Genomic DNA, 24,691 nt, shown 5'->3' with positions numbered 1-24,691 from the left:
ATCTATTTACGTTCGGTGCCACCACTATCACGTAGTGCTTCCGTGATCGATCGCCAGTCGCATACCGCCGATCGTGGACCCTTGAAAACTATATCTCTGCCATGTCCCTGCCGAGGCCCCTCGCCTCATGCAGCAGGGCAGAAACCAGGGGAGTAAACGGCTCCCGATACGGCGCGACCAGCCCCACCATGTGTTTCGCTTCCGGCTCTACAATCGGGATCATGCGGAGGCTCTGCGTGAAGCCGAAGGATCTTGCAACATTGCGCGGCATGATACTGGCCCATCGGCCTGTCGCCACATGCGATAGCAGCACGACCATCGAATTCGATTCCAGCATCGGCGTGATCGACACGCCTGCACTGGAAAGATGCTGGTTGATGATCCGCCGGTTCTGCATGTCCGGCGTCAGGAGGCACAGCCGCAGATCCGCCATCTCGGCCCACTTCACACTCTCCCGGTCAGCGAGAGGCGTCCCTTCAGCCGTAACAAGCGTATAGTTTTCCGAATAAAGCGGAACGCTGGTCACACGCCCAAGCGGCTCATTATCCAGATAGGTGATGCCCGCATCGATCTCGAAATCGTCGAGCTGTGAGAGCACCTGCAACGAATTGCGCGAGACGATCGAGAAGGTCACCTTCGGGTGCTTTTCCTGAAAAGGCTCCGTCAGCCGCGGCACCATGGCAAGCGCGGTCGGAATGACGGCAAGCCGGATGTGTCCCGCCAGCCCCTTCTTCGCCGCCCGCATTTCCTCGCGCATCGTCCGGGCATCGCCGACGATACGTTTGGCCCATTCCAGCACGCGCTGCCCTTCCGGCGTCAGCCCCTGATAACGCGAACCGCGCACCACCAGCTGAACGCCGAGCTGCTCCTCCAGTTGACGAATGGCGGCCGAAAGTGATGGCTGGGCAATGCCGCATTCTTCGGCCGCACGCCCAAAATGCCCTTCACGCGCCAGAACGATGAAGAATTCCAGCTTGTCGATCATCGCGGCACCGCAAAAGATTTGAGGGAATAGGCGGCATCTGATGGCAGCCGGCTCTCGATGGAACGCCACGCTTCGGCAACGCCGACGTAATCTTCTGCATTTCGGCGCAGGAAACCGATGAGCAGAAGTTCGCGGCGAAGCGAAGGGGCAAGCATTTCAACAGCCTCTTCGAACGCACTGGCAAGACCGTCGGTCGCCACCTCCGGCAACGCGCTGATCAACGCCATTCCCGGCGTCGGACGCGTGCAGCCTATCACTTCGACCGCAGAGACCTCCGGCATGTACCGCTCTGCCAGGGTGAAGGAGACGACATCGATTGCCGCAAGCTCCGCCTCGCCGTTCGCCACGGCCTGGATCGAGGCGCGATGCGCACCGGATGCGCGGACACTCACCTCGTTCATATCCACGCCGGCCGCTACGAGCGACAGCATCAGCGTTGCAAAGCCGGACTGGGAACTGAATTCGTTGATCACGACAGGCCCGCGAAACCTCTCAAGCTCCGTGGACCTGCCCTTCGGCACGATCAGCAGGCTGTAATAACAGCCGGGCGCGCAGCCGATATCATAGGCGGGAGATCCGATCAGCCGGACATGGCGGTTAAGATCCATGGCAAAGGGAAGCGCACATGTCTGCCCGAAGACAAGATCGGGAGAATGCCACATCCCAGCCAGATCATCCTGCCGCGTCAACGCCTCGGGCGCATCAATGCCCCGGCGCAGCAGACAGCCCCTGAGCATGGTCCAGAATTCGTCCGTGGCCGCCGAAATTTCCGGCCAGTCATACATGGGTAGGCCTGCGAGCATCTCGTCCTCGACATCGTCAGGACAAGTTCTATCTCTTCCTGCTCGAACCTGCCAACAGGCAAATCCGCCAGTACCCGCAGGCCACACCTGTTTCGACGATGCCTCAGATATGCAGGGAGTCGGAAAGCTCCTTGAGCATCTGGGCGCTGCGGGTCAGCGCCTGCTGCTCGGACGGTTCGAGATCCGGCAACAAATCAGCCGTGACGCCACGGGCGCCAACGACACGCGGCAGGGAGAGCGTCACATTGTCGACGCCAGCGACATGGTCCGTATGGATTGCGACAGAAAGCACCGAGCCTTCGTCCCGCGTGATTGCCCTCACAATCCGGGCAATGCCGGCACCGATGCCGTAATAGGTCGCCCCCTTGCCCTCGATGATCTTGTAGGCGGCGTTGCGAACGTCGTGATCGATCGCCTTGCGGACATCCTCGGTGATCGGCTTGCCGAGCTGCGCGGCAAACGAGATGAGATCGGCAGAACCTGCAACCGCACCGGACCATGCGAGCACTTCGCTGTCGCCATGCTCGCCGATAACGAATGCCGGAATGGACTGCGGCGAGATCTCGATATGACGGGCAAGCAGGCTGCGGAACCGCGCCGTATCGAGGATAGTCCCCGACCCGATCACCCGGTGAGGCGGCAGGCCGGAAATCTTTGCCGCGATATGGGTGATGATGTCGACGGGATTGGCCGCGACCAGCAGGATTGGATCAGGCACGACAGCCAGGATCTCGCTGACGATACTGCGAATGACGACGGCATTGCGTTCCAGAAGTTCAAGCCGCCCCTCTCCGGGCCGCTGCCCGACACCAGCGGAAAGCACCACGATCCCGGCACCGGCGAGATCCGCATAACCGCCAGCCCGCACCCGCGTGGCGGACATGAACGGCACGGCATGCGAAATATCTTCCGCCTGAGCCACCGCCAGCGCCTCGTTCTTGTCCACGAACACGATCTCATTGGCATAACCGGCAATCGCAAGCGCGAAACCCGCCGAACTGCCCACCATGCCCGCACCGACAATGCCAATCTTCATCGCAATCACTCCATGAAATGCCTCAACCATAGCAGGTCGGCATCACGGCGCCATGGCGAAATCAGCCGATCTGTGTGGCGCAAAGACGCTCCTCATCCAGCACCACACCGAGCCCCGGCGCATCGCCCAATTCCAGCCAACCCTGGCTGTGTCTGAGTGACGAGGCCATCGGATAATCCCGCCGCGTCTCGCTCCATTCGGGATTGTCATAGGGATATTCGAGGAAGGGCGCATCGCCCGCACCTGCCGTCAGATGCGCATTGGCGAGAACCCCGATCCCGTTCGTCCAGCTATGGGGCGTGAACATCACGCCCGCCTCCCGCGCCTGATAGACCAGCCGGCGGCAACCGGTAATGCCGCCAACAAGCGCCACATCCGGTTGGATCACATCGAAGGCGCGTTCCTCGATGATGTCGCGAAACTCGTAAAGCTCACGAGTCATCTCGCCGCCTGCGATCCTGACAGACGTCGCCTCCTTCAAAGCCTGCATCCCCTTTCTGTCGGAACGGAATAGCGGCTCCTCCATCCAGTAGACGCCGAGCCTTTCCAGCTCCTTGGCCACGGCGAGCGCATCCTTGAAGGTCCAGGGCAATGTCGTATCCCAGGGCATGCGCCAGCCCTGGTTACAGTCGACCATCAATTCCATCCTGCCGCCCACGCGTGCCCTGATCGCCTCCACCGCCCTCACGTCATCACGCCAACTGGTCCGCCCGCCCGCCGAAGACGAGAAGCGCACCTTCATTGCCGGAAAACCTTCGTCGATATAGCGCTCCGCCTGATCAGCCATCGCCGAAGGCTCACGCAACACGCCGGAAGACGCATAGAGCCTCACCCCGTCCGATCGCCCGCCAAGCATCCTCCATACCGGCTCGCCGGTAATCTTGCCGGAAAGATCCCACAGCGCCAGATCCAGCGGCCAGCAGCGGCCATAGTGGAAATTGATATGCGACAGCACCTCGTAATGCCGCTCCAGATGCCGCGGATCCTCACCGATAAAAAGGTCTTCATGCCCCTCGAACCCTTTCATCAGGTCGCCCGAGCCGATCCCCTCACGGCCCTCATCATCCCTCACCCTGACGATCGTCGCATCGAAGTGGCCCCGCGCGCGCCCATCCCAGCTCGCCTTGAATGGCGGATCGAGAGGGAGACGGTGATGGGTGATCTCTATAGCTGCGATGCGGGTCATGGTTTCTCTTCCCTGCTTGTCTTCTGCTCGCGTCACAAACCACGGCCTGCGTCGCCCCTCACCCGAACTGCTGCCAGATCGTCTTGTAGTCGCAGTACTTGTCGATCGCATGCACCGAGCGATCTCGCCCGAAACCAGACTGCTTGAAGCCGCCGAACGGCGTCGAGAAATTCGACATGTCGTAGGTATTGATCCACACGGTGCCAGCATGCAGCGCTTCGGAAAAGCGATGCGCCCGGTCCATATCTTTCGTGAACACTGCACCGGCAAGCCCGTAGATCGTGTCATTGGCGAGCAGCAAGGCTTCCTCCTCCGTGTCGAACGGGATCGCCGCCAGAACCGGACCAAAAATCTCCTGCCTCGCAAGTCTCATGTCGTTGGTCATGTCGACGAACACGCCGGGCGAGATGTAATAGCCGCCGGTTTCCGACATCACCTGCTCGGCTCCGAAGGCACGCCGTGCACCACCCTTCTCGCCATCGGCAATCATGCCGAGCACTTTCCGCATATGGGCTTCCTCGATCAGCGCGCCGATCTGCGCCAACGGCTCGAACGGATGCGCGAGTGTAATATCGCTCTTCGTCACAACTTCGATCTTGTCGATCAGTCTCTCCTGCACCGAGCGCTGAACGAGAAGCCTTGTCGAAGCATGGCAGGTCTCGCCGGAATTGTAGAAACAGCCCCAAGCAACGGCCGAGGCCGCCGCATCGAGATCGGCATCTTCAAACACGACGAGCGGCGACTTGCCGCCAAGTTCCAGCGCCACTCGCTTGACGTTGGATTGCGCCGCATAGCCCATGATCAGTTTGCCCACCTCGGTCGAGCCGGTAAAGGCGATCATGTCGACATCCATATGCAGCGCCAGCGGCTTGCCCGCCTCTTCGCCGTAACCGGTCACGACATTGAAGACACCGGCCGGAAGCCCCGCTTCAAGCGCCAGCGCCGCCAGCCGGATGGCTGTGAGCGACGATTGCTCTGCCGGCTTCAGTACCACCGAATTGCCGGCAGCAATCGCCGGCCCGAGCTTCCACGCATCGATGATCATCGGATAGTTCCATGGCGTAATCGCCCCGATTACACCGAGCGGCACCTTGCGCACCAAAGCCCTCGCATTTGGTCCGGTCGGCGCGATCTCGTCATAAAGCTTGTCGATCATTTCCGCATAGAACTGGATACCGTCAGCGCAAAGCCGGACGTCGACATTCAACGACGCCAGAACCGGCTTGCCGACATCCAGCGTTTCCAGCATCGCCAGTTCTTGCGCATCAGCGCGGATCAACTCCGCCCATTTCAGCATGATCCGCTTCTTTTCCAGCGGCTCCTGCCTCCGCCAGACACCACTTTCAAAGGCAGCTCGCGCGGAAGCCACCGCAAGATCGATATCACCCACGCCACCGCGTGCCAAAACCGCACCTGGTTTGCCGTCCATCGGCTGCCAGCGGATGAATGTTTCACCAGACAGCGCATCGCGATACTCACCGTCGATGAAATGCCGGCCTTCAAGCTTGAGATCGGAAAGAGCGTTTTCCCAGTAGTCACGGCTGTAGGTCTTTGTCATCGCAGCACCTCGTCAAAGCGTTTTCGGCAGCGTCATGATCTCCGCGGCAAAGACGTCGATATCCGCATCCGTGACCTCTCGAATGGTCGAGCGCCGCATCGGCTGGTTTTCGGGCGCTCGCATCTCCGCAGCCAGATCCTGCGCAGAGAACCCGCCGAACACCTTCGGCAAAGCCCGCTCGACACCGCAGCGATCCATCATCTTGGACACGAAAGCAGGCAGTTGGGTAGCACCGGATAGCCCGATGGCCCGCGCTGCCTCGTTGAGATCGGTCGTATCTTTCTCGACCAGCCACGGAAGCGTCGCCTCGAAACCCAGCGCCGTGGCAAGCCCGTGATGCACGGGGGCGAGCCCTGCAAGCGCATGGCTGATGTTGTGAGCGATCGCCGTGCCGCAATTGTCGATGGCAATGCCGGCATAACAGGACCCGAGCAGCACCTTGCCCCGCGCCTTCAGATTGCCCGGCGCTTTGACCGCTGCTTCCAGCGAGCCTGCGACCAACCGCAACGCCTCGTGCGCATAGAGCTTTGCTCCTGCATGGACCCATGCAGGAGAGTTGCGGTTGGTCGCTGCCTCGAAAGCGTGAATGAAGGAATCCATGCCGCACCATGCAGTCAGGTTCGGCGGCAGCGAGATCGTCAGTTCAGGATCGAGCAGCACCAGATCCGGCTTGGTTTCCGGCCCCCAGATCCAGAGTTTTCTCCCCTCCGGCCCGGCAAAGATATTGGTGGCGGATGTCTCCGACCCCGTCCCGGCCGTCGTCGGCACCATGATCTTCTTCAGCGGCTTCTTCGGCAAGGGATTGGCAGCCAGCGCATAAAACATCGGGTCCTCGCCCGAGGCGGCACAACAGGCCGCTACCTTGGCAATATCGAGCGCCGAACCACCACCGACACCGATCACCATGTCGGCTCCCCGCGCCATCTCGCTGGCGGCTCTGAGATGCTGAAGCTTCGGTTCACCGGAAAAATCGGAATAAAGCCGCGGCTCGAATCCGGCCTCCATCAGTTCCCCTGCAAGGTCCTTCGCCAGACCTCTCGCAGCGAGAAAGCCGTCCATGACGATAAGGGCAGCACGTGTGCCCTCGAAGTTTTTGACCATATCCGCCAGGCTGCCGAAAATGCCGGCCCCGAAACGGATATCGGGAATGAAGGAGGTGGAGAACTGCATGGCGGCCCGCGGTGGTGAAACGAACGTCCATACTCTGCATCACAATCTCAGCTCTTCAAATCCGTCGAAATCTCGGCATATTTGATGATCTGGGATCATGGAGGAATAGATGCTGGACCGCATACCGCTGGAGGCTTTCCGGGTTTATGACGCCGCATGTCGGTTCATGAACTTTTCCCGAGCCGGCCGTGAACTGCACATAACCCAGGCTGCGGTCAGCCGCCGTATTCAGGGCCTTGAGGAACAGCTCGGAGCAAAGCTCTTCACCCGCCGCGGCCGCAACCTTGCCCTGACGTCTGAGGGAGAACGGTTGGCCCAGCGGGTTCGCGCCACGCTTGAATATCTGGAAGAAAGCCTTGAGCCTTTTCGCGGCGGTGGCTTTGAGACCATCTCGATTGCCGCCAGCGGCTCGGTCTCGCATCTTTGGCTCGCCAAGCGTCTCAAGGATTTCGACAACGGCAATCCGTCCGTTTCCATAAGGCTGCTGACCACAGACGCCCCATCCGAACTTGCCTCGGAGGCCAACGATCTCGTCATTCTCTATTCCACCGGCGAGCACCCGCGCTGGAACCTGACGCCGCTGATGAAGGAAGTGCTGGTGCCGGTCGCCTCACCGGACTTCATCGAAAGAAACGGTCTCGACCCCACCACGATCCGGCCCGACGAAATCACCCGTCTCGACTTGATCGACTATGAGCGTTTCAACGCCCACTGGATTTCTTTCCGCCAATGGTTCGCGCGGCTGCCCGATCCGCCCAAGGCGCGCGTTGCGCCTCGCCTCTCATTCTCCACCTATTCACTGGCGGTCGATGCCGCGCTGCGCGGCGAAGGGGTCACGCTCGGCAGCATCGGCCTCATCGCCGATAAACTGGCCTCGGGTGCCCTCGTTGAGCTTGGATTGCAACGTCTCGACACCGGCTACGGCTATCACCTCGGCATGCCACGTTACCGTTCGCTGACGGCGGTAGGATTACGCCTGCACCAGCACCTGCTATCGGAACCCTGAGCAGGTGACGCCGCAGCCTGAAACGCAAAAAGCGGCCCGCAAGGACCGCTTTTCAAACAGGAATATCGCGTAGCCGATCAGGCCGGAACGACGATGCCGTTCAGCTGAGTCAGGTCCGTCAGGAATTGCTCAACACGGGTCTTGTGTTCGTCGCCGCTGGCCCTGTCGAGCTCAGCCTTTGTCGTATCGATGCGGCTCTGCAGCGTGTCGACCGTCAGTTCGGCAGCCGGGATGGCGGCATCCGCCAGCAGCGTGCAGCTATCCGGCAGGATGTCGGCAAAACCGCCAAACACCACGTATTTTTTGACCTGTCCCGAAACAAGTTTCACCGAAACGACGCCCGGCTTGATGGTCGTCATCGTCGGCGCGTGGCTTGCAAGCACCGTCATTTCGCCAAGCGTCGCCGGGATCACCACTTCGGATACTTTTTCCGAAACGAGCAGGCGCTCGGGCGAAACCAGTTCAAAATTGAAAGCGTCGGCCATGAAGGTCCACTTCCCCTAATTCCCACGTGGATGAATATCTTAACGTGGGCTTGCGTGTCTTATGCAGGAATGACGCGCCGAAATATCCGGCGCGCCGTTACAATTTCTAATTAAGCGGCTTCAGCCAGCTTCTTTGCCTTTTCCATCGCTTCTTCGATGGAGCCGACCATGTAGAAGGCAGCTTCCGGCAGGTGGTCGTAGTCGCCGTTGACGAGACCCTTGAAGCCCTTGATCGTGTCTTCGAGAGCAACCAGCTTGCCCGGCGAACCGGTGAAGACTTCAGCGACGAAGAACGGCTGGCTCAGGAAGCGCTCGATCTTGCGGGCGCGGGCAACAGTCATCTTGTCCTCTTCGGACAGTTCGTCCATGCCGAGGATGGCGATGATGTCCTGCAGCGACTTGTAGCGCTGCAGCGTCGTCTGAACCTTACGGGCGATCTCGTAATGCTCTTCGCCGACAACCAGCGGGTCGAGCATGCGCGAGGTCGAGTCGAGCGGGTCGACGGCCGGGTAGATACCCTTTTCAGCGATCGAGCGCGACAGAACCGTCGTTGCGTCCAGGTGGGCGAACGAGGTTGCCGGTGCCGGGTCGGTCAAGTCGTCGGCGGGAACGTAGATGGCCTGAACCGAGGTGATCGAGCCCGTCGTCGTCGTGGTGATGCGTTCCTGCATCTGACCCATGTCGGTAGCAAGCGTCGGCTGATAACCAACGGCCGAAGGAATACGGCCGAGCAGAGCCGACACTTCCGAACCAGCCTGGGTGAAGCGGAAGATGTTGTCGACGAAGAACAGAACGTCCTGGCCCTTGTCGCGGAAGTCTTCAGCGATCGTCAGACCGGTCAGAGCAACGCGAGCGCGTGCGCCCGGCGGTTCGTTCATCTGGCCGTAAACCAGCGCAGCCTTGGAGCCTTCGCCGCCGCCGTGCTTGTTGACGCCCGATTCGATCATTTCGTGGTAAAGGTCGTTACCTTCACGGGTACGCTCACCAACGCCGGCGAATACGGAGTAACCGCCGTGCGCCTTGGCGACGTTGTTGATCAGTTCCATGATCAGAACGGTCTTGCCAACGCCGGCGCCGCCGAACAGGCCGATCTTACCGCCCTTTGCGTAAGGAGCGAGAAGGTCGACGACCTTGATACCGGTAACCAGGATCTGGCCTTCCGTCGACTGCTCGACATAGGAGGGAGCGTCCTGGTGGATGGCGCGCAGCGTGGAGCGGTCCAGCGGACCAGCTTCGTCAACCGGCTCGCCGATGACGTTCATGATACGGCCGAGCGTCTGATCGCCGACCGGAACCGAGATCGGAGCGCCCGTGTCCGTGACCTTCTGGCCGCGGACGAGACCTTCGGTCGAGTCCATGGCGATGGTGCGGACCTGGTTTTCACCAAGGTGCTGCGCGACTTCGAGAACCAGGCGGTTGCCGTTGTTCTCGGTCTCGAGTGCGTTGAGGATCGCCGGCAGTTCGCCGTCGAACGCGACGTCTACGACAGCGCCGATAACCTGGGTCACTTTGCCGAGGGACGAGCCCGTTGCGGTAGCCATGATTCTTACCCTCTTCTTTTCGGTCAGAGCGCTTCCGCGCCCGAAATGATTTCGATGAGTTCCTTGGTGATCTGTGCCTGGCGCTGACGGTTGTAGGACAGCGTCAGCTTGTTGATCATGTCACCAGCGTTGCGCGTTGCGTTGTCCATAGCGGACATCTGCGCACCGTAGAAGGAAGCGTTGTTTTCGAGCAGTGCCCGGAAAATCTGGACTGCGATGTTCTTCGGCAGCAGTTCTTCAAGGATTTCTTCTTCGCTCGGTTCGTATTCGTAGAACACAGGCGCAGCAGCATCCGTAGCAGCCGCCTCGAACTTGGCGGGAATGATCTGCTGCGCGGTCGCGACCTGCGAGATCACCGACTGGAAGCGTGCAAAGAACAGCGTCGCAACGTCGAATTCACCGGCATTGAACATGTCCAGCACCTTGCCCGCGACTTCATCAGCCTGGACGAAACCGAGCTGCTTCACTTCGCGGAAGGTGATGTAGTGAACAATATTGTCCTTGAACGAACGACGCAGAACGTCATTGCCCTTGCGGCCGACCGTCAGGATCTTGACTGTCTTGCCCTGCGCGATGAGCTTCAAGGCATGATCGCGCGCCAGACGAATGATCGAGGAGTTGAAACCGCCGGCAAGGCCGCGCTCGCCGGTGGCAACGACCAGGAGATGAACCTGATCCTTGCCGGTGCCGGAAAGCAGAAGCGGTGCACCCGCATTGCCGGCGTTGGCAGCCGAAAGGCTGGCCAATACCTTGTTCATCCGCTCTGCGTAAGGACGGGCGGCTTCGGCCGCTTCCTGCGCACGACGCAGCTTCGCCGCGGCGACCATTTTCATCGCCTTGGTGATCTTCTGCGTCGCCTTGACGGAGGCGATCCGGTTTTTCAGATCCTTAAGTGAAGGCATCCGTTATCGGTCCTTAAGCTAGATCCGTACTTTTAGGCGAAAGACTTCGAATAGGCGTCGAGCGCCGACTTGAGCTTCGCCTTCGTGTCGTCCGAGATCTGCTTCTCGGTGCGGATCGTGTCGAGAACTGCCTTGCCTTCCGAACGGAGGTAGGAGAGCAGACCCTGTTCGAACTTGCCGACATCGGAAACCGCGATCTTGTCGAGGTAACCGTTGACGCCTGCGAAGATCACCGCAACCTGTTCTTCCGTCTTGAGCGGCGAGAACTGCGGCTGCTTCAGGAGTTCCGTCAGACGTGCACCGCGGTTCAAGAGGCGCTGCGTCGAGGCGTCGAGGTCGGAACCGAACTGTGCGAACGCGGCCATTTCGCGATACTGGGCAAGCTCGCCCTTGATCGAACCGGCAACCTGCTTCATCGCCTTGACCTGAGCGGCCGAGCCAACACGGGAAACCGACAGACCGACGTTAACGGCCGGACGGATACCCTGGTAGAACAGGTCGGTTTCGAGGAAGATCTGGCCGTCGGTGATCGAGATCACGTTGGTCGGAATGAAGGCCGAAACGTCGTTACCCTGGGTTTCGATGACCGGCAGAGCCGTCAGCGAACCGGCGCCGCGCTCGTCGGAGAGCTTGGCAGCGCGCTCGAGAAGACGCGAGTGCAGATAGAAGACGTCGCCCGGATAAGCTTCGCGGCCCGGAGGACGACGCAGAAGCAGAGACATCTGACGGTATGCGACGGCCTGCTTGGAAAGGTCGTCATACGCGATCAGCGCGTGCTGGCTGTTGTCGCGGAAATATTCGCCCATGGCTGCACCGGCGAACGGTGCAAGATACTGCATCGGAGCCGGGTCCGAAGCGGTAGCAGCGATAACGATCGAGTACTGAAGTGCGCCGCGCTCTTCGAGAACCTTGACGAACTGGGCAACGGTCGAACGCTTCTGGCCGATAGCAACGTACACGCAGAACAGCTTGTCGTTTTCCGGACCGTTGTCGTGGATCGGCTTCTGGTTCAGGAACGCGTCGAGAATGATGGCGGTCTTGCCGGTCTGGCGGTCGCCGATGACGAGTTCGCGCTGGCCACGGCCAACCGGGATCAGGGCGTCGATGGCCTTGAGGCCGGTCGACATCGGCTCATGAACCGACTTGCGCGGAATGATGCCGGGAGCCTTGACGTCGACACGCGAACGACGGGTCGCGTTGATCGGGCCCTTGCCGTCGATCGGGTTGCCGAGCGCGTCAACGACGCGGCCGAGCAGTTCCGGACCAACCGGAACGTCAACGATGGCGCCGGTCCGCTTGACGGTGTCGCCTTCTTTGATCGAACGGTCGGAACCGAAGATAACCACGCCGACATTGTCGGATTCGAGGTTCAGAGCCATGCCCCGGATCCCGCCCGGAAACTCGACCATTTCACCAGCCTGCACGTTGTCGAGACCGTAGACGCGGGCGATGCCGTCACCAACGGAAAGAACCTGGCCGACTTCCGAAACTTCGGCATCCTGGCCGAAATTCTTGATCTGGTCCTTGAGAATTGCGGAAATTTCCGCTGCACGGATATCCATCAGCCGACCTCTTTCAATGCAAGCTTAAGGGTGGAAAGTTTGGTGCGAAGGGACGTATCGATTTGACGCGAACCGACCTTGACGATGAGGCCGCCGAGGATCGACGGATCGATCGTAACGGCGATGGTTACGTCCTTGCCGGTTACGCCCTTCAGCGCCGACTTAAGTTCTTTTTCCTGCGTTGCAGTCAACGCATGAGCCGAAGTGACTTCGGCGGAAATTTCACCGCGATGCTCAGCAGCGATCGCGCGGTAGGCGCGGATCATGCCCGGCAGAGCGAAGAGGCGGCGATTGCCAGCCACAACTTTGAGGAAATTCAAAACGGTCACAGAAAGACCGGCCTTTGCAGCAATGGCGCTGACCGCCTTCTGCTGCTCATCTGCAGAAAAGACCGGGCTCGCCACGAGGCGCCGCAAGTCTTCACTTTCGTCCATCAGCGCTTGGAACCGATCAAGATCGGCACCGACGGCATCAATCGAACCGGTCTCCGATGCAAGCTCGAATAGCGACAGAGCGTAACGCTCCGCGACACCGGAAATAAGCGGGGATGTCTCGGCCACAGGCATAGTTTCCCTGAATTACACCCCAAGCACCAAGTCCGAAAATGACGATCGGACAAGACCTTGAAATTTATTGAATTTCCATCAGAACCCGCAGAGCCTCCGCTCGCCGTTTCCGACGTTCGCGGTTCGTCTAGCATAGGATGTAGGGACTCGCAACACGCCGAGACGCCGAAAAAGCCGCACCCACAAGGCGATGCAGAGATTATTTGCGGCTTTCGCCAGCAAATCCGGGCCATCGGCATTCGGGCGCGGCGATATGCGACATTAGATGTAGCCAAACACGTAGGCGAGCGGCGCGAGAGACAGTACACCCTCAAGTAGAAAAAACGCAATATTCTGCGGCGTTACGCCGCGATCCACGAAGATCGAAACCAGTCGGCCCAGCGCGCCAAGCGCAAGCACCACCCCGGTCGCCATATAGAACCATTCCTGTGCAAGCAGGATCGGCAAAACGCCAAGACCGATGTAGCGAGCGCCCGCGGCCCTGACCGAGCCATACCCCTCCGGCCTGATCTCTCCGATCTGAAAGGCGGAGAGACGCAGGCAGGAGCCGGGAAGCAGAAAGATGAATAGGCCAAGCAACGCCGTTACGGCACAGCCGAGAAAAGCGATCTGTTCGTTCAGTTCAGTTGGGAAGTAGAATTCCATGCCGTCGCACCCCTCGAATCGCACTGATTCTAGCCAACAGGGTAAACAAGTCGCAAAGATTGGTCCTAATAACGCATGCATCGCATTTTATGAAAGATGCGAGAAGCGTCAAAACCGGCAGGCTAGAGAAAACTCTGCGGGTCGACGTCAAGCTGGACCTGCACGGTTCCGCGTGCCTTGGGGCCGTTGCTAAGCATCGATTTCAAAAATGCCTGCATGTCGGAATTCCGCCGCCCATGAACCAGCAGGCGGAAGCGATAACGACCACGAACGAGCGCGATCGGCGCTTCGGCCGGCCCGAGCACAGCAATGCCGGAAACATGTGGGGCGGCGGCGCGCAACCCGCGGGCATGGTTTTCCGCGTCGGCCCGCGTGTCGGCAGAAACGATCAGCGATGCCAGCCGCCCGAACGGCGGCAAAAGCGCCTTCTCGCGCTCATTGATCTCGCGCTCGTAAAACGCGGTGGAATCACCGGAGACGATCGCCTGCATCACCGGATGCATCGGCTGGAATGTCTGGATCAGGCCATGGCTTTTCAGGCCCGTACGCCCGGCGCGCCCTGTCACCTGGCTGAGCAGCTGGAATGTCCGCTCGGCCGCCCGCGGGTCACCGTTCGACAGGCCGAGATCCGCATCGACGATGCCGACCAGCGTCATCAGCGGAAAGTTGTGCCCCTTGGCGACAAGCTGGGTGCCGATGACGATATCGACATCCCCCTTGGCGATCGCTTCAAGCTCCAGCCGCATGCGCTTCACGCCGCCGAGAATGTCGGAAGACATGACGATCGTGCGCGCATCGGGAAAATGCTTCTCGACCTCTTCGGCGATACGTTCCACGCCTGGCCCGCAGGCAACCAGATGATCGAGCGTGCCGCATTCCGGGCAGGCTTCCGGCGTTGGCTGGTGATAACCGCATTGATGGCACTGGATCTGGTTTCTGAACCGGTGCTCGACCAGCCAGCTCGAACATTGCGGACACTGGAACCGGTGGCCGCACACCCGGCAGAGCGTCAGCGGCGCATAACCGCGACGATTGAGGAACAGCAGCGACTGCTCCTTTTTCTCCAGCGTCCGCGCCATCGCCCTCAAAAGCAGCGGCGACAGAAACCCGCCGCGCTCGGGCGGATGCCGACGCATGTCGATCAGATGCAGGTCGGGCAATGCCGCATCGCCGAAACGGGTCGGCAGCTGCACCAGATTGTAACGTCCCGACAATCCGTTGACCTGGCTTTCCACCGATGGCGTGGCGGACACCAGCACGACCGGAAAATCGCCGATTCTGGCCCTCACCACCGCCATGTCGCGGGCATTGTAGAAAACACGATCTTCCTGCTTGTAGGCAGGGTCATGCTCTTCATCGACGATGATGAGGCCAAGCTCTTCGAATGGCAAAAACAGCGCGGAGCGGGCACCGGCAACCACCCTCACCTCACCCGTCACCACCCCGCGCCAGACCTTTTCGCGCATGCGCGGGGAAAGATCCGAATGCCATTCGGCTGGCTTTGCCCCGAACCGCTGCTCGAACCGTTCGAGAAAAGCCGGCGTCAGCGCGATTTCCGGCAACAGGATCATCACCTGCTTGCCGCGCCGCAAAGTTTCGGCCACCGCTTCGAAATAGACCTCCGTCTTGCCCGAACCCGTAACGCCATCGATCAGCGAGGCGGCAAACCCGCCCGCCTTGATGGAACTGACGATCTCTTCGGCCGCATATTTCTGCGGCCCCTCAATGCGCGGCGCGATGTAATCCGGCTCCGGCCGCGCCACCACGGGCGGCGGAGGCAGAAAGACAGTGTCGAACATCCCCTGCTTGATAAGCCCGTCGATGACGCTCAGCGACACGCCGGCGGCATTTGCCATGCCGCTGCGCGTCCAGGGAACGTCCTGTTCCTTCGCCAGATCGAGCACACGCGTTCTTGCCGGCGTCAACCGATCCGGCTCGCCGCCAAGGTAACGCAGGCCCTCCACCATCGGCTCGGGATCGAGTGCAGCCGGTGCGCGGATCGCCATGCGGGCGACAAGGCCGGGCGGAGACAATGTATAGGCAGACACCCAGTCGACGAAATCGCGCATGTCCTTCGACAAAGGCGGGCAATCGAACACGAGCGTGATCGGCCTAAGCTTTTTGGGATCGAGACGTTCGTCGTTTTCGCCGTCCCAGACGACGCCGATCACCTGCCGCGGCCCGACCGGTACCTGTACGACGGAACCCGGCTCGACATGCATGCCCTCAGGCACTGCATAACTATAGGCAACTGGAACCGGCAGCGGCACCAGAACCGGCACGACGCGAACCGGTTTCGGCGACGGCAAAAGCGCGTCACCGAACAGCGAAGCCATCATGTCAGAAGAATCCTTGCCCATGCGCGGCGACCATGCCGAAAGACGGAACAAAAGTGAACAGTCAGATGAAGAAAATCAGGCCGTGGCGGCAAGAGGCGGCACGGTCTGGAACTCGAAACGAGCATCGCCATCCCTGGCCAGGTCGAAAACCGTATGATTCTCCAGTGCCTTGGTCACTTCCGCCGGATCGCCCTCCAGCTCCTCCGGCTGGATCATGTGACCCACGGTGAAATCGAACCGGTTGCCCTTTTTGTTGAGCAGCTCGTAGAACACAGTCATGTCGCGCAACTCGGTCGACCACTTGGCGAACCAGTAGAACAGGCCGGAATTGCGCGCCGTGATATGGATCGGCAGGATCGGTAGATTGTATTTGCGCGCCAGACTGACGGCTGATGTCTTCCACGGCCGCTCGTTGAGCTTGCCGCCTTCCCAATAGGCGATGCGGCCGGACGGAAACAGCACCATCACCTTGCCGTCCTCGACCGCCTTGTTCGTCAGAACCAGCGTCTCGCGGGTCTTCAGCTTGCTCTTGTATTCCTCGCGCCATTCCACCGGAATGATCATCTCGGCAAAGCGCGGATTGACGCGCACCGCATCGCGATTGGCAAACACCATCAGGTCCGGCCGCTTCGCCTTCAACAGATCGAAGACCGCAACCCCGTCGGCAATGCCTGTCGGATGGTTGCTGACCAGAATAAACCCGCCCTTTTCCGGAATGCGCTCGACATTCCGCGCCTCGATCTCAAGTTTCAGCAGATCGCTCATATATTCGAAGCACTGGAACCCGCTTTTCGGTGCCACGTCATCGGCGAATTCGATCGCTTTTCCATAGCGCAACAGAGTGTAGAGAAACGGCCGGATGACCGGCCAGAACGGGCTGCCGACGATGCGCTGGCCGCGCTCGCCGATCAGCGTGTCGACGATATGGCCCGGCCGGCCGCGAGAGTTGAGGGTAATGGTCTCCGCGAATTGACTGAAGGTCGTCGAATTGTCACGGCGGGCCATACAAACTCCTTGCGCAGGGCAACTTTGTGGCAGCCCTGTATGATATAACTTTGTCAGATGGCGCCGGCTTAGTATTTCCGTAACGCTGTCGGTAGCAATCTGGTGCTCCTTTCCACCAAAATCAACGGTCGAGACGTTTGAACGAACTGCTGATCATCGCCGCGCCCGATCTTGCCGCCAAGCGCCATGAATGGCTGGAAAGCCTGAAAAGCGAGCGCCGGCTGTCGCCCAACACGCTCGATGCCTATGAGCGCGACACGAGGCAATTCCTCACCTTCCTGACCGGCCATCTCGCCGGCCCGCCGAAGATTTCCGACATCCGCACGCTTCGCCCGGCAGATCTGCGCTCATTCCTCGCTGCCCGCCGTCGTGACGGTTCAGGCTCCCGGTCGCTCGGCCGCTACCTTGCAGGCCTCCGTTCCTTCCTGAGCTACATGGAACGCCAGGGCCTGGTGAATGCCGCAGCAGCCGGCGCGGTGCGTGCGCCAAAACAGCCGAAATCGCTTCCCAAGCCGCTCAGCGACCGGCAGGCGACCAGCCTGACCACGACCGAAACCCAGCTTCAGGATGAGCCCTGGATCGCAGCACGCGACGCCGCCGTGCTGGCGCTGCTTTATGGCTGCGGCCTGCGTATCTCCGAAGCGCTCGGGCTTCTCCCCGGTGAGATCGAGCCTGGCACCAAAACGCTGCGGATCAAGGGTAAGGGAGGCAAGACCCGCATCGTGCCGCTCCTGCCCGTCGTCGCCGAAGCCGTGACCCGTTATCGCGATATCTGCCCTTACCATCTCACCGACGAAAAGCCTCTCTTTCGAGGCGCACGTGGAGGCCCGTTGCAGCCGGCGATCATCCAGCGGCAAATGCAGAAATTGAGAAGCGCCTTCGGCCTGCCGGATACGGCAACGCCCCATGCGCTGCGCCACTCTTTCGCCACCCATCTGCTGGCCGGCGGCGGCGACCTGCGCACCATCCAGGAACTGCTCGGCCATGCCAGCCTGTCAACGACACAGGTCTATACCGGCGTCGATACCTCGCGCCTGCTGGAAGTCTACGACCGCGCACACCCACGCGCGTAAGGCAGAGGCTTGTGAACCGAACATTAACCAGCCTCGTTAAGTACCTATCGAAGCGGCAGTGATACATTTTGGGCCGATTAATCCGGATCCATGACATGAATTCTTCATTCCTCGAGAGCCCCCTTTTCGAACGCCTGCAGGGTTTTGCTCTCTGGCTGCTCGCATTGCTGCATGTCGCGGCCCTCGCTTCGCTGATCCTCATCCTCGGCATGTTGTCATCCGCCGATGCACAGGAAGAAGCCTGCAATGGCGTTAATCTCGTCGACGAGATGAGATCAGAAAATCCGGATGCTTATGCCAAGGCGCTTGCGGAAGCCGAAACGGTCCCGAACGCCAAGGGAATTTTCTGGAGAATAGAAAAGCCGGGCGTCGCCACCTCATATCTGCTCGGCACCATGCATGTCACCGATCCACGCGTCCTCAAGATGCCGCCCGGAGCCGACAAGGCGCTTGCCGATGCGAAGACTATTATCATCGAATCCAACGAGATCCTTGATGACAAAAAGGCCATGGCCGGCATTCTCGCCAAGCCGGAACTGACCATGCTGACCAACGGCAACACGATCGAAAAGCTGATGAAGCCGGATGATCTTGCCGTGCTCGAAGAAGGATTGAAGAAGCGCGGCGTTCCGCTGGCGACCGTCTCGCGCATGCAGCCCTGGATGCTGATGTCGCTCGTGTCGCTGCCGGCCTGCGAACTCGCCCGCAAGGGAAACACTGCCTTTCTCGACAAGCGCATCGCGCTCGATGCCGCAGCCGAGGGAAAACCGGTCAAAGGCCTGGAAACGCTCGCCGAACAGCTCACCGCCATGGCTTCTATCCCGACCGAGATGCATTTGAAGTCGCTTGTCGAAACGATCAAGCTCGGCCCGAAAATGGATGACGTTTTTGAGACGATGACGCAGCTCTATCTCACTGGCGAGATCGGCTTCACCATGCCTTTCCTGAAGCAGGTTGCGCCTGACGGCGGCGACAATGCCGGTTATGCCGAGTTTGAGGAACTGATCGTGACGAAGCGCAACCACCTCATGGCCGAACGCGCAGCACCTATCCTCGGCGAAGGCAACGTCTTCATGGCCGTCGGCGCCCTTCACCTGCCGGGCAAGGACGGCCTGGTGGAACTGCTGCGCAAACAGGGTTTCACCCTATCGAAAGCCGACTAGATACTTTTTGACGCTCGGCCCGGAGCAGTGAGATTTGGTCATTGCACCGGCTGGAAAACTCTACGATGGTTCGGAGCCTGAAAGCTATATTAGCAGCTCTTTCGACGGTTCCCATGTTCGCACATATATTGCATCGTAACCTTGTTTTCCTGGCCGCCAGTCTCTGCCTTCTTCTTGGCCTGTCCACTATTGCCAACGCCGAGCCGGTATCATGCGGCGGGATCGATCTCCTCGCGAAAATGAAACGCGAGGACCGCAAGACCTACGACCAGATTCTTGCCGAAGGCCGCAAGATACCGAATGCGCGAGGCCTCTTCTGGAAGATCGAGAAACGCGGCGTCAAACCGTCCTACCTGTTTGGCACGATGCATGTGTCGGATCCGCGGGTGATCAAACTACCCCACACCGTCAAGAAGGCGCATCTCAAGGCCAAGGTCATTGTCCTGGAATCCGACCAGCTGCTGGAACTCGGCAAGGCCCGCCTTCTGGCCTTCACCAAGCCGGATATGATGATGATGCCCGCTGGCAAGCGCATCGAAGATTTTCTGACTCCAGAGCAGCGCGGCGTCGTCGATACGGCCCTGACGGCGAGGGGCGCACCGCTTTCGGCGGTAAACTATCTGAGGCCCTGGATGGTCACCAGCATCGTTGCCTCGGCCTGTGAGCAATCACGCGCCAAAGACAGAACACCGGTTCTGGATCAGCAGCTGGCACTTGATGCCATCGAGAACAACATACCCCTGAAAGGTCTGGAGACACTGGAGGAGCAATACGGCGCTCTGAACAAGATGTCGCTCGAGGCACAGGTAAAGAACCTCATCTCTGCTATCGCCCATCCCGAGCAGTTCGCGAACATCGATGAGACAATGCTCAGGCTCTATTTAAGCAGTGATATCAGGCCACTAGCACCGCTTTTGAGATGGTTTTCCCAAAACGACACGACGATGGCGGCTGACAGTTTCGCGGAATTCGAAGACGAGGTCATCACCCGGCGAAACCACACCATGGCGGACAGAGCCAAGCCATTCCTGCAGGACGGCAACGCCTTCATCGCCGTTGGTGCGCTTCATGTCCAAGGAGACGACGGCCTGGTCGAGCTATTCAGAAAACAGGGCTTCAAAGTCACGCCTGCGATCTGACCATTTGCGATCATGTCCAACTCCTCCGATGAGATCGAAGACAGTGTCTGTAGACTTGAGGCTGCCGAAATTCTAAATCACGTCCGCCCGCTCGTCATCCGGCGCAGGATATTGGTCTTCCAATAAAACTGATGCACGAGCACGCCGAGAATGTGCAGGCAGATAAGTACCCACAGGACCGTCTTCATCCAGCCGATATGGGCAAATGCCGCCATGCTGTTCTTGAAATAGAAGGCCCCGATCCCCGCAAGCGGCATGATGATGAACATTGCGTAGAGAGCCCAATGGGTGATCGTCGCAACGATGCGCGAAAAGGCTGGCTCTTCCGGCGGATGCGGCGGAGCACCCGTCGCGATGCGAAGACAGAGCCGTGTCAGCGCCAGCACCAGGATCGCGATCCCGACATAGGCATGGATATTCGCCGAGGTCATGATGTCGGGCGGAATCGGCTTGTCACCGAAATACAGTTCTCCGAACACCGTCATCGCATCGGAAAACAGAAGATTGAACAGGATCAGCACGGCCATCAGCCAATGCAGGATGCGCTGCGACAGAGAGAATGCGGTCTTCATGTCCGTCACCTTCCTGAGTGAGCAATAGACATGAAGTTTAGGACGGATGCGCAAAAGAAAAAGGCGGGACCATGATGATCCCGCCTTTCGCATCTCTGATATTCGGACCGATTACATATGGATCGGCTTGGCGAAAGTCGACAGGGCTGCTTCCTTGACGGCTTCCGACATGGTCGGATGCGCGTGGCAGGTACGGCCGAGATCTTCCGACGAACCGGAGAATTCCATCAGCACCGTGATCTCGTGGATCATCTCGCCGGCGCCGAAGCCGACGATGTGACCGCCGAGAACCCGGTCGGTTTCCTTGTCGGCGAGGATCTTGACGAAACCGTCGGTCGCCAGCATGGCGCGGGCGCGGCCGTTGGCGGTGAACGGGAACTTGCCGACCTTGTAGGCGACGCCTGCAGCCTTCAGTTCCTCTTCGGTCTTGCCGACCGAAGCGACTTCCGGCTGGGTGTAGACGACGCCAGGAATGACGTCATAGTTCACGTGACCATGCTGGCCGGAAAGGATTTCGGCGAGAGCAACGCCTTCGTCTTCCGCCTTGTGCGCCAGCATCGGGCCCTTCACCACGTCGCCGATCGCATAGATGCCGGCAACATTGGTCTTGAAGCCATGGTCGATTTCGACGCGACCGCGATTGTCGAGTGCGACGCCTGCAGCTTCCAGCCCGAGACCTTCGGTATAGGGCTTGCGGCCGGTGGAGATCAGCACCACGTCGGCTTCGACGGTGACGGCATCACCACCCTTGACCGGCTCATAGGTAACCTTGGCGCCGGTCGCGGTCTTTTCGACGGCGGTGACCTTGGCTTCGGTGCGGATATCCATGCCCTGCTTGGCGATCATCCGCTGGAACTGCTTGGACACGTCGGCATCCATCGCACCGAGCAGCTTGTCGAGATATTCGATGACAGTGACCTTGGCGCCGAGGCGCATCCAGACCGAGCCGAGTTCCAGACCGATGACACCGCCGCCCACGACGATCATGTTCTGCGGAACTTTTTCCAGCGAGATTGCACCGGTCGAGGAGACGATGACCTTCTCGTCGATCTCGACATTGACGCCCGGAATGCCGGCAACGTCAGAACCGGTGGCGATGACGATGTTCTTCGTCTCCAGTTCCTGCACCTTGCCGTCTTCGCCGGTGACGGAAACCTTGCCAGCGGCAACGATCTTGCCAGTGCCGATAAAGCCGTCGATCTTGTTCTTCTTGAACAGGAAGGCAACGCCATCGGTGTTCGACTTGATGGTCGCATCCTTGTGCGCCATCATCTTGGTAAGGTTGAGCGTCGGAGCGGCAACTTCAACGCCGAGCGTATCGACGCCGTGGGCGACCTGATGGAACATTTCCGACGCGTGCAGCAGAGCCTTGGACGGAATGCAGCCGACATTCAGGCAGGTGCCGCCATAGGTGGCGCGCTTTTCGACGACAGCGACCTTGAGGCCGAGCTGCGCTGCCTTGATTGCGCAGACATAACCACCGGGACCGCTTCCGATAACGACGACATCATAAGCCATGTTCTAATTCCTGATTTCTGGTTTTGGCAGGCTCATTCCCGCCAGCGTTTCGAGAATGGCCCTCAGGCCGCTTTTTCAGTTGCGAGTTTAATTCCGAGCGCGATGAATACCACGCCGCTGGTCCGATCGATCCACTTGCTGGCGCGCGAAAATGCCGCCCGCATGCGCGGCGTCGTCATGAACGCGCTGACGCCCACGAACCAGATGATCAGGCAGGTCGCCATCACTGTCCCGTAGCCGAACTTGATCGCCATCGGCGTATGGGCGCTGACGATGGTCGAGAAGATCGACAGGAAGAAGAAAACGGCCTTCGGATTGAGCGCATTGGCCGCGAAACCAAGCATGAATGCCTTCGCCGCAGACTGCTTCCGTGGTGTCTCGCCCTGCGCCTCCGCCGAAACGGTAATCTCGGTCCGGCCAGCCTTCAGCGCCTTGACGCCGATATAGATCAGATAAGCAACGCCCAGCCATTTGACGATGTTGAACAGATAGACCGACTGCGAGATGATCAGCCCGAGGCCGAGGATGGTATAGCTGACATGGAACATCAAGGCCGTGCCGATCCCGAAGCTGGTGATGATCGCCTGTCGGCGGCCATGGACCAAAGCCTGCCGCATCACCATGGCGAGATCCGCACCCGGCGAAACGATCGCGAAGGAGAAGATCGCCATCAGCGAGATCAGTTCGATCATATAGGCATGCATGTTGAATATCCCTCAGAGCAGCAGCGCGGCCATCATGATCAGCAGTCCGGCAAGGCTCAGGAGCCAGACCATCGAGCGGACATAGGGAATGCCCGCCAGATAGAGCGGAACATAGGCAATCCGCGCGATCAGCCACACCCAGGCGCCGCCGATGCCAAGCCCGGTCGGGTCGCCGATAAAGGCAAGCCCGAGAAGCAGGCCGATAAAGGCCGGATAGGTTTCCTGATAATTCTTCGAGGCGCGTGCAGCACGCCCGGCCGCTGCATTCTTCGGCGCGATATCCTCGTCGCGCGGTCCGGCATTCCATTTGGAACCCAGTTCACGCGTGGCCAGAAATCCCTGCAGCAGAATATGAAAGAGCAGCAGGACCACGCTCAGACAAAGCACGACCACGAGATGGGTTGCATTTGCCGAAGCGGGTTCCATGCTGCTCTCCCTTAGATCAGGACGTAAGGCTTAGAGATCGAGAACCAGGCGTTCCGGATCTTCCAGGCTTTCCTTGACGCGAACGAGGAAGGTGACCGCTTCCTTGCCGTCGACGATGCGGTGATCGTAGGAGAGCGCGAGATACATCATCGGGCGAATGACGATCTGGCCGCCGACGACGACCGGGCGCTCCTGGATCTTGTGCATGCCGAGGATACCCGACTGCGGAGCATTGAGGATCGGCGAGGACATCAGCGAACCGTAGACGCCACCATTGGTGATGGTGAACGTACCGCCCTGCATGTCGGCCATCGAAAGCGAACCGTCGCGCGCTGCCTTGGCAAGACGGCCGAGTTCCTTTTCGACGCCGGCGATCGAGCGCTGGTCGGCGTCACGGATGACCGGAACGACGAGGCCCTTGTCGGTGCCGACGGCCATGCCGACGTGGCAGTAGTTCTTGTAGATGATGTCGGTGCCGTCGATTTCGGCGTTGACGGCCGGCAGTTCCTTCAGGGCGTGGGTAACGGCCTTGGTGAAGAAGCCCATGAAGCCGAGCTTGACGCCATGCTTCTTCTCGAACACGTCCTTGTAGCGGTTGCGCAGGTCCATGACCGCCTTCATGTCCACCTCGTTATAGGTGGTCAGCATGGCGGCGGTGTTCTGTGCATCCTTGAGGCGCTTGGCGATCGTCTGGCGCAGACGGGTCATCTTCACGCGCTCTTCGCGAGGCGCATCCTCGGCCGAGGAAACCGCGCGCGGAGCAGCCGGAACGGCAGCCGGTGCCGGAGCGGACGAGCCCTTGGCGATGGCGGCAAGAACGTCGCCCTTCAGAACCTGGCCGCGCTTGCCCGAACCGTCGATATCGGCGGTCGAGATGTTGGCGTCGGCAGCAACCTTGGCGGCAGCCGGAGCGGCCGGCATGGAAGAACCACCAGCAGGAGCAGCGGCAGCCGGTGCTGCAGCAGCAGGTGCCGGAGCGGCTTCGGCAGGCTTTGCAGCAGGAGCGGCAGCAGCCGTGCCGGCAGCGCCTTCTGCGATCTGGCCGAGCAGCGCGTCGAGACCGACGGTCTCGCCGTTCTGGGCAACGATTTCGGTCAGGACGCCGGAGGCCGGGGCCGGAACTTCGACGGTAACCTTGTCGGTTTCCAGTTCGACCAGCGGCTCATCGGCCTTGACCGTATCGCCGACCTTCTTGAACCAGGTGCCGACGGTCGCCTCGCTGACGGACTCGCCGAGGGTTGGGACGCGGATTTCGGTGGCCATGATCTGTTTCCGTTTTTGTCAGATTTCGTTTCGAATGAATGAGG

Annotated in this window: 23 protein-coding genes; 4 read left to right on the top strand and 19 right to left on the bottom strand. The window is 60.0% G+C overall.

Annotated elements, in window-relative coordinates; all coding sequences use genetic code 11:
* Window positions 1-88: 88 nt before the first annotated feature.
* The 6 genes from HNQ72_RS20650 to HNQ72_RS20625 form a co-directional block, all read right to left on the bottom strand.
* Window positions 89-985 (bottom strand): LysR family transcriptional regulator, encoded by an 897-nt coding sequence (locus tag HNQ72_RS20650; protein WP_183994853.1) that lies wholly within the window; start codon window positions 983-985, stop codon window positions 89-91.
* Window positions 982-1,788, bottom strand: coding sequence for a phosphate/phosphite/phosphonate ABC transporter substrate-binding protein (locus tag HNQ72_RS20645; RefSeq protein WP_183994851.1), 807 nt, complete (start codon window positions 1,786-1,788; stop codon window positions 982-984). Before HNQ72_RS20645 ends, HNQ72_RS20650 begins: the two co-directional genes overlap by 4 nt.
* 103 nt (window positions 1,789-1,891) lie before the next feature.
* Window positions 1,892-2,824 (bottom strand): L-lactate dehydrogenase, encoded by a 933-nt coding sequence (locus HNQ72_RS20640; protein ID WP_183994849.1) that lies wholly within the window; start codon window positions 2,822-2,824, stop codon window positions 1,892-1,894.
* Window positions 2,825-2,885: 61 nt separating this feature from the next.
* On the bottom strand, window positions 2,886-4,010 hold the full coding sequence (locus HNQ72_RS20635; RefSeq protein ID WP_183994847.1) for a mandelate racemase/muconate lactonizing enzyme family protein: 1,125 nt from the start codon (window positions 4,008-4,010) through the stop codon (window positions 2,886-2,888).
* Window positions 4,011-4,068: 58 nt separating this feature from the next.
* Window positions 4,069-5,568: an aldehyde dehydrogenase family protein gene (locus HNQ72_RS20630; protein WP_183994845.1), complete on the bottom strand. Its 1,500-nt coding sequence runs from the start codon at window positions 5,566-5,568 to the stop codon at window positions 4,069-4,071.
* Between the two features lie 12 nt (window positions 5,569-5,580).
* Entirely contained in the window at window positions 5,581-6,738 is a 1,158-nt protein-coding gene (locus HNQ72_RS20625) for an iron-containing alcohol dehydrogenase (RefSeq protein ID WP_183994843.1), read from the bottom strand.
* A 109-nt stretch (window positions 6,739-6,847) separates the two neighbouring features.
* Here HNQ72_RS20625 and HNQ72_RS20620 point away from each other — a divergent pair, with 109 nt between their 5' ends.
* Window positions 6,848-7,744, top strand: coding sequence for a LysR substrate-binding domain-containing protein (locus HNQ72_RS20620; protein ID WP_183994841.1), 897 nt, complete (start codon window positions 6,848-6,850; stop codon window positions 7,742-7,744).
* 77 nt (window positions 7,745-7,821) lie between these two features.
* Here the strand turns inward: HNQ72_RS20620 and HNQ72_RS20615 are convergent, their stop codons facing one another.
* The 8 genes from HNQ72_RS20615 to HNQ72_RS20580 all read right to left on the bottom strand — a co-directional run bounded on the left by HNQ72_RS20615 (window position 7,822) and on the right by HNQ72_RS20580 (window position 16,789).
* Window positions 7,822-8,229, bottom strand: a complete 408-nt coding sequence (locus HNQ72_RS20615; RefSeq protein WP_183994839.1) for a F0F1 ATP synthase subunit epsilon — start codon at window positions 8,227-8,229, stop codon at window positions 7,822-7,824.
* 110 nt (window positions 8,230-8,339) lie between these two features.
* Complete coding sequence (atpD, locus tag HNQ72_RS20610) at window positions 8,340-9,770, bottom strand: F0F1 ATP synthase subunit beta (protein WP_183994837.1); 1,431 nt, start codon at window positions 9,768-9,770, stop codon at window positions 8,340-8,342.
* 23 nt (window positions 9,771-9,793) lie between these two features.
* Window positions 9,794-10,672: a F0F1 ATP synthase subunit gamma gene (locus tag HNQ72_RS20605; RefSeq protein ID WP_183994835.1), complete on the bottom strand. Its 879-nt coding sequence runs from the start codon at window positions 10,670-10,672 to the stop codon at window positions 9,794-9,796.
* 32 nt (window positions 10,673-10,704) lie between these two features.
* The gene (gene atpA, locus HNQ72_RS20600; protein WP_148148173.1) at window positions 10,705-12,234 is read right to left on the bottom strand and encodes a F0F1 ATP synthase subunit alpha; all 1,530 of its coding nucleotides are present in this window, start codon (window positions 12,232-12,234) and stop codon (window positions 10,705-10,707) included.
* Window positions 12,234-12,800: a F0F1 ATP synthase subunit delta gene (locus tag HNQ72_RS20595; RefSeq protein WP_183994833.1), complete on the bottom strand. Its 567-nt coding sequence runs from the start codon at window positions 12,798-12,800 to the stop codon at window positions 12,234-12,236. Before HNQ72_RS20595 ends, atpA begins: the two co-directional genes overlap by 1 nt.
* A 261-nt stretch (window positions 12,801-13,061) precedes the next feature.
* Window positions 13,062-13,445, bottom strand: a complete 384-nt coding sequence (locus HNQ72_RS20590; RefSeq protein ID WP_183994831.1) for an AGROH133_08824 family phage infection protein — start codon at window positions 13,443-13,445, stop codon at window positions 13,062-13,064.
* Window positions 13,446-13,567: 122 nt separating this feature from the next.
* The gene (locus tag HNQ72_RS20585; RefSeq protein WP_183994829.1) at window positions 13,568-15,805 is read right to left on the bottom strand and encodes a primosomal protein N'; all 2,238 of its coding nucleotides are present in this window, start codon (window positions 15,803-15,805) and stop codon (window positions 13,568-13,570) included.
* A gap of 54 nt (window positions 15,806-15,859) precedes the next feature.
* A complete protein-coding gene (locus HNQ72_RS20580) occupies window positions 15,860-16,789 on the bottom strand; it encodes a GNAT family N-acetyltransferase (RefSeq protein WP_183994827.1) in 930 nt (309 codons plus the stop codon).
* 137 nt (window positions 16,790-16,926) lie between these two features.
* Here HNQ72_RS20580 and HNQ72_RS20575 point away from each other — a divergent pair, with 137 nt between their 5' ends.
* The 3 genes from HNQ72_RS20575 to HNQ72_RS20565 all read left to right on the top strand — a co-directional run bounded on the left by HNQ72_RS20575 (window position 16,927) and on the right by HNQ72_RS20565 (window position 20,164).
* Window positions 16,927-17,862 (top strand): tyrosine recombinase XerC, encoded by a 936-nt coding sequence (locus HNQ72_RS20575; protein WP_183994825.1) that lies wholly within the window; start codon window positions 16,927-16,929, stop codon window positions 17,860-17,862.
* Between the two features lie 95 nt (window positions 17,863-17,957).
* Window positions 17,958-19,025, top strand: coding sequence for a TraB/GumN family protein (locus HNQ72_RS20570; RefSeq protein WP_183994823.1), 1,068 nt, complete (start codon window positions 17,958-17,960; stop codon window positions 19,023-19,025).
* A gap of 113 nt (window positions 19,026-19,138) precedes the next feature.
* Window positions 19,139-20,164: a TraB/GumN family protein gene (locus tag HNQ72_RS20565; RefSeq protein ID WP_183994821.1), complete on the top strand. Its 1,026-nt coding sequence runs from the start codon at window positions 19,139-19,141 to the stop codon at window positions 20,162-20,164.
* A gap of 77 nt (window positions 20,165-20,241) precedes the next feature.
* Here HNQ72_RS20565 and HNQ72_RS20560 read toward each other — a convergent pair whose 3' ends face one another.
* From HNQ72_RS20560 to odhB, 5 genes are all read right to left on the bottom strand, one after another.
* Window positions 20,242-20,736 carry a cytochrome b gene (locus HNQ72_RS20560; protein ID WP_183994820.1) on the bottom strand — a complete coding sequence of 165 codons (495 nt, stop codon included), beginning with the start codon at window positions 20,734-20,736 and terminating at the stop codon, window positions 20,242-20,244.
* 111 nt (window positions 20,737-20,847) lie between these two features.
* The gene (lpdA, locus tag HNQ72_RS20555) at window positions 20,848-22,254 is read right to left on the bottom strand and encodes a dihydrolipoyl dehydrogenase (RefSeq protein ID WP_183994817.1); all 1,407 of its coding nucleotides are present in this window, start codon (window positions 22,252-22,254) and stop codon (window positions 20,848-20,850) included.
* Between the two features lie 62 nt (window positions 22,255-22,316).
* Window positions 22,317-22,958 (bottom strand): LysE family transporter, encoded by a 642-nt coding sequence (locus HNQ72_RS20550; protein WP_183994816.1) that lies wholly within the window; start codon window positions 22,956-22,958, stop codon window positions 22,317-22,319.
* Window positions 22,959-22,970: 12 nt separating this feature from the next.
* Window positions 22,971-23,384 (bottom strand): MAPEG family protein, encoded by a 414-nt coding sequence (locus HNQ72_RS20545; protein ID WP_148148162.1) that lies wholly within the window; start codon window positions 23,382-23,384, stop codon window positions 22,971-22,973.
* A gap of 30 nt (window positions 23,385-23,414) precedes the next feature.
* Window positions 23,415-24,647, bottom strand: a complete 1,233-nt coding sequence (odhB, locus tag HNQ72_RS20540) for a 2-oxoglutarate dehydrogenase complex dihydrolipoyllysine-residue succinyltransferase (protein WP_183994814.1) — start codon at window positions 24,645-24,647, stop codon at window positions 23,415-23,417.
* Window positions 24,648-24,691 lie beyond the last annotated feature (44 nt).

Source organism: Aliirhizobium wenxiniae, from assembly GCF_014201355.1.
GTDB classification, from domain to species: Bacteria; Pseudomonadota; Alphaproteobacteria; order Rhizobiales; family Rhizobiaceae; genus Neorhizobium; species Neorhizobium wenxiniae.
This window is presented reverse-complemented; position numbering and strand designations above follow the sequence as displayed.

Coding starts and splice junctions, on each gene's coding strand:
- HNQ72_RS20650 (WP_183994853.1), bottom strand. CDS start 985: ATGATCGACAAGCTGGAATTCTTCATCGTTCTGGCGCGTGAAGGGCAT.
- HNQ72_RS20645 (WP_183994851.1), bottom strand. CDS start 1,788: ATGCTCGCAGGCCTACCCATGTATGACTGGCCGGAAATTTCGGCGGCC.
- HNQ72_RS20640 (WP_183994849.1), bottom strand. CDS start 2,824: ATGAAGATTGGCATTGTCGGTGCGGGCATGGTGGGCAGTTCGGCGGGT.
- HNQ72_RS20635 (WP_183994847.1), bottom strand. CDS start 4,010: ATGACCCGCATCGCAGCTATAGAGATCACCCATCACCGTCTCCCTCTC.
- HNQ72_RS20630 (WP_183994845.1), bottom strand. CDS start 5,568: ATGACAAAGACCTACAGCCGTGACTACTGGGAAAACGCTCTTTCCGAT.
- HNQ72_RS20625 (WP_183994843.1), bottom strand. CDS start 6,738: ATGCAGTTCTCCACCTCCTTCATTCCCGATATCCGTTTCGGGGCCGGC.
- HNQ72_RS20620 (WP_183994841.1), top strand. CDS start 6,848: ATGCTGGACCGCATACCGCTGGAGGCTTTCCGGGTTTATGACGCCGCA.
- HNQ72_RS20615 (WP_183994839.1), bottom strand. CDS start 8,229: ATGGCCGACGCTTTCAATTTTGAACTGGTTTCGCCCGAGCGCCTGCTC.
- atpD (WP_183994837.1), bottom strand. CDS start 9,770: ATGGCTACCGCAACGGGCTCGTCCCTCGGCAAAGTGACCCAGGTTATC.
- HNQ72_RS20605 (WP_183994835.1), bottom strand. CDS start 10,672: ATGCCTTCACTTAAGGATCTGAAAAACCGGATCGCCTCCGTCAAGGCG.
- atpA (WP_148148173.1), bottom strand. CDS start 12,234: ATGGATATCCGTGCAGCGGAAATTTCCGCAATTCTCAAGGACCAGATC.
- HNQ72_RS20595 (WP_183994833.1), bottom strand. CDS start 12,800: ATGCCTGTGGCCGAGACATCCCCGCTTATTTCCGGTGTCGCGGAGCGT.
- HNQ72_RS20590 (WP_183994831.1), bottom strand. CDS start 13,445: ATGGAATTCTACTTCCCAACTGAACTGAACGAACAGATCGCTTTTCTC.
- HNQ72_RS20585 (WP_183994829.1), bottom strand. CDS start 15,805: ATGGGCAAGGATTCTTCTGACATGATGGCTTCGCTGTTCGGTGACGCG.
- HNQ72_RS20580 (WP_183994827.1), bottom strand. CDS start 16,789: ATGGCCCGCCGTGACAATTCGACGACCTTCAGTCAATTCGCGGAGACC.
- HNQ72_RS20570 (WP_183994823.1), top strand. CDS start 17,958: ATGAATTCTTCATTCCTCGAGAGCCCCCTTTTCGAACGCCTGCAGGGT.
- HNQ72_RS20565 (WP_183994821.1), top strand. CDS start 19,139: ATGTTCGCACATATATTGCATCGTAACCTTGTTTTCCTGGCCGCCAGT.
- HNQ72_RS20560 (WP_183994820.1), bottom strand. CDS start 20,736: ATGAAGACCGCATTCTCTCTGTCGCAGCGCATCCTGCATTGGCTGATG.
- lpdA (WP_183994817.1), bottom strand. CDS start 22,254: ATGGCTTATGATGTCGTCGTTATCGGAAGCGGTCCCGGTGGTTATGTC.
- HNQ72_RS20550 (WP_183994816.1), bottom strand. CDS start 22,958: ATGCATGCCTATATGATCGAACTGATCTCGCTGATGGCGATCTTCTCC.
- HNQ72_RS20545 (WP_148148162.1), bottom strand. CDS start 23,384: ATGGAACCCGCTTCGGCAAATGCAACCCATCTCGTGGTCGTGCTTTGT.
- odhB (WP_183994814.1), bottom strand. CDS start 24,647: ATGGCCACCGAAATCCGCGTCCCAACCCTCGGCGAGTCCGTCAGCGAG.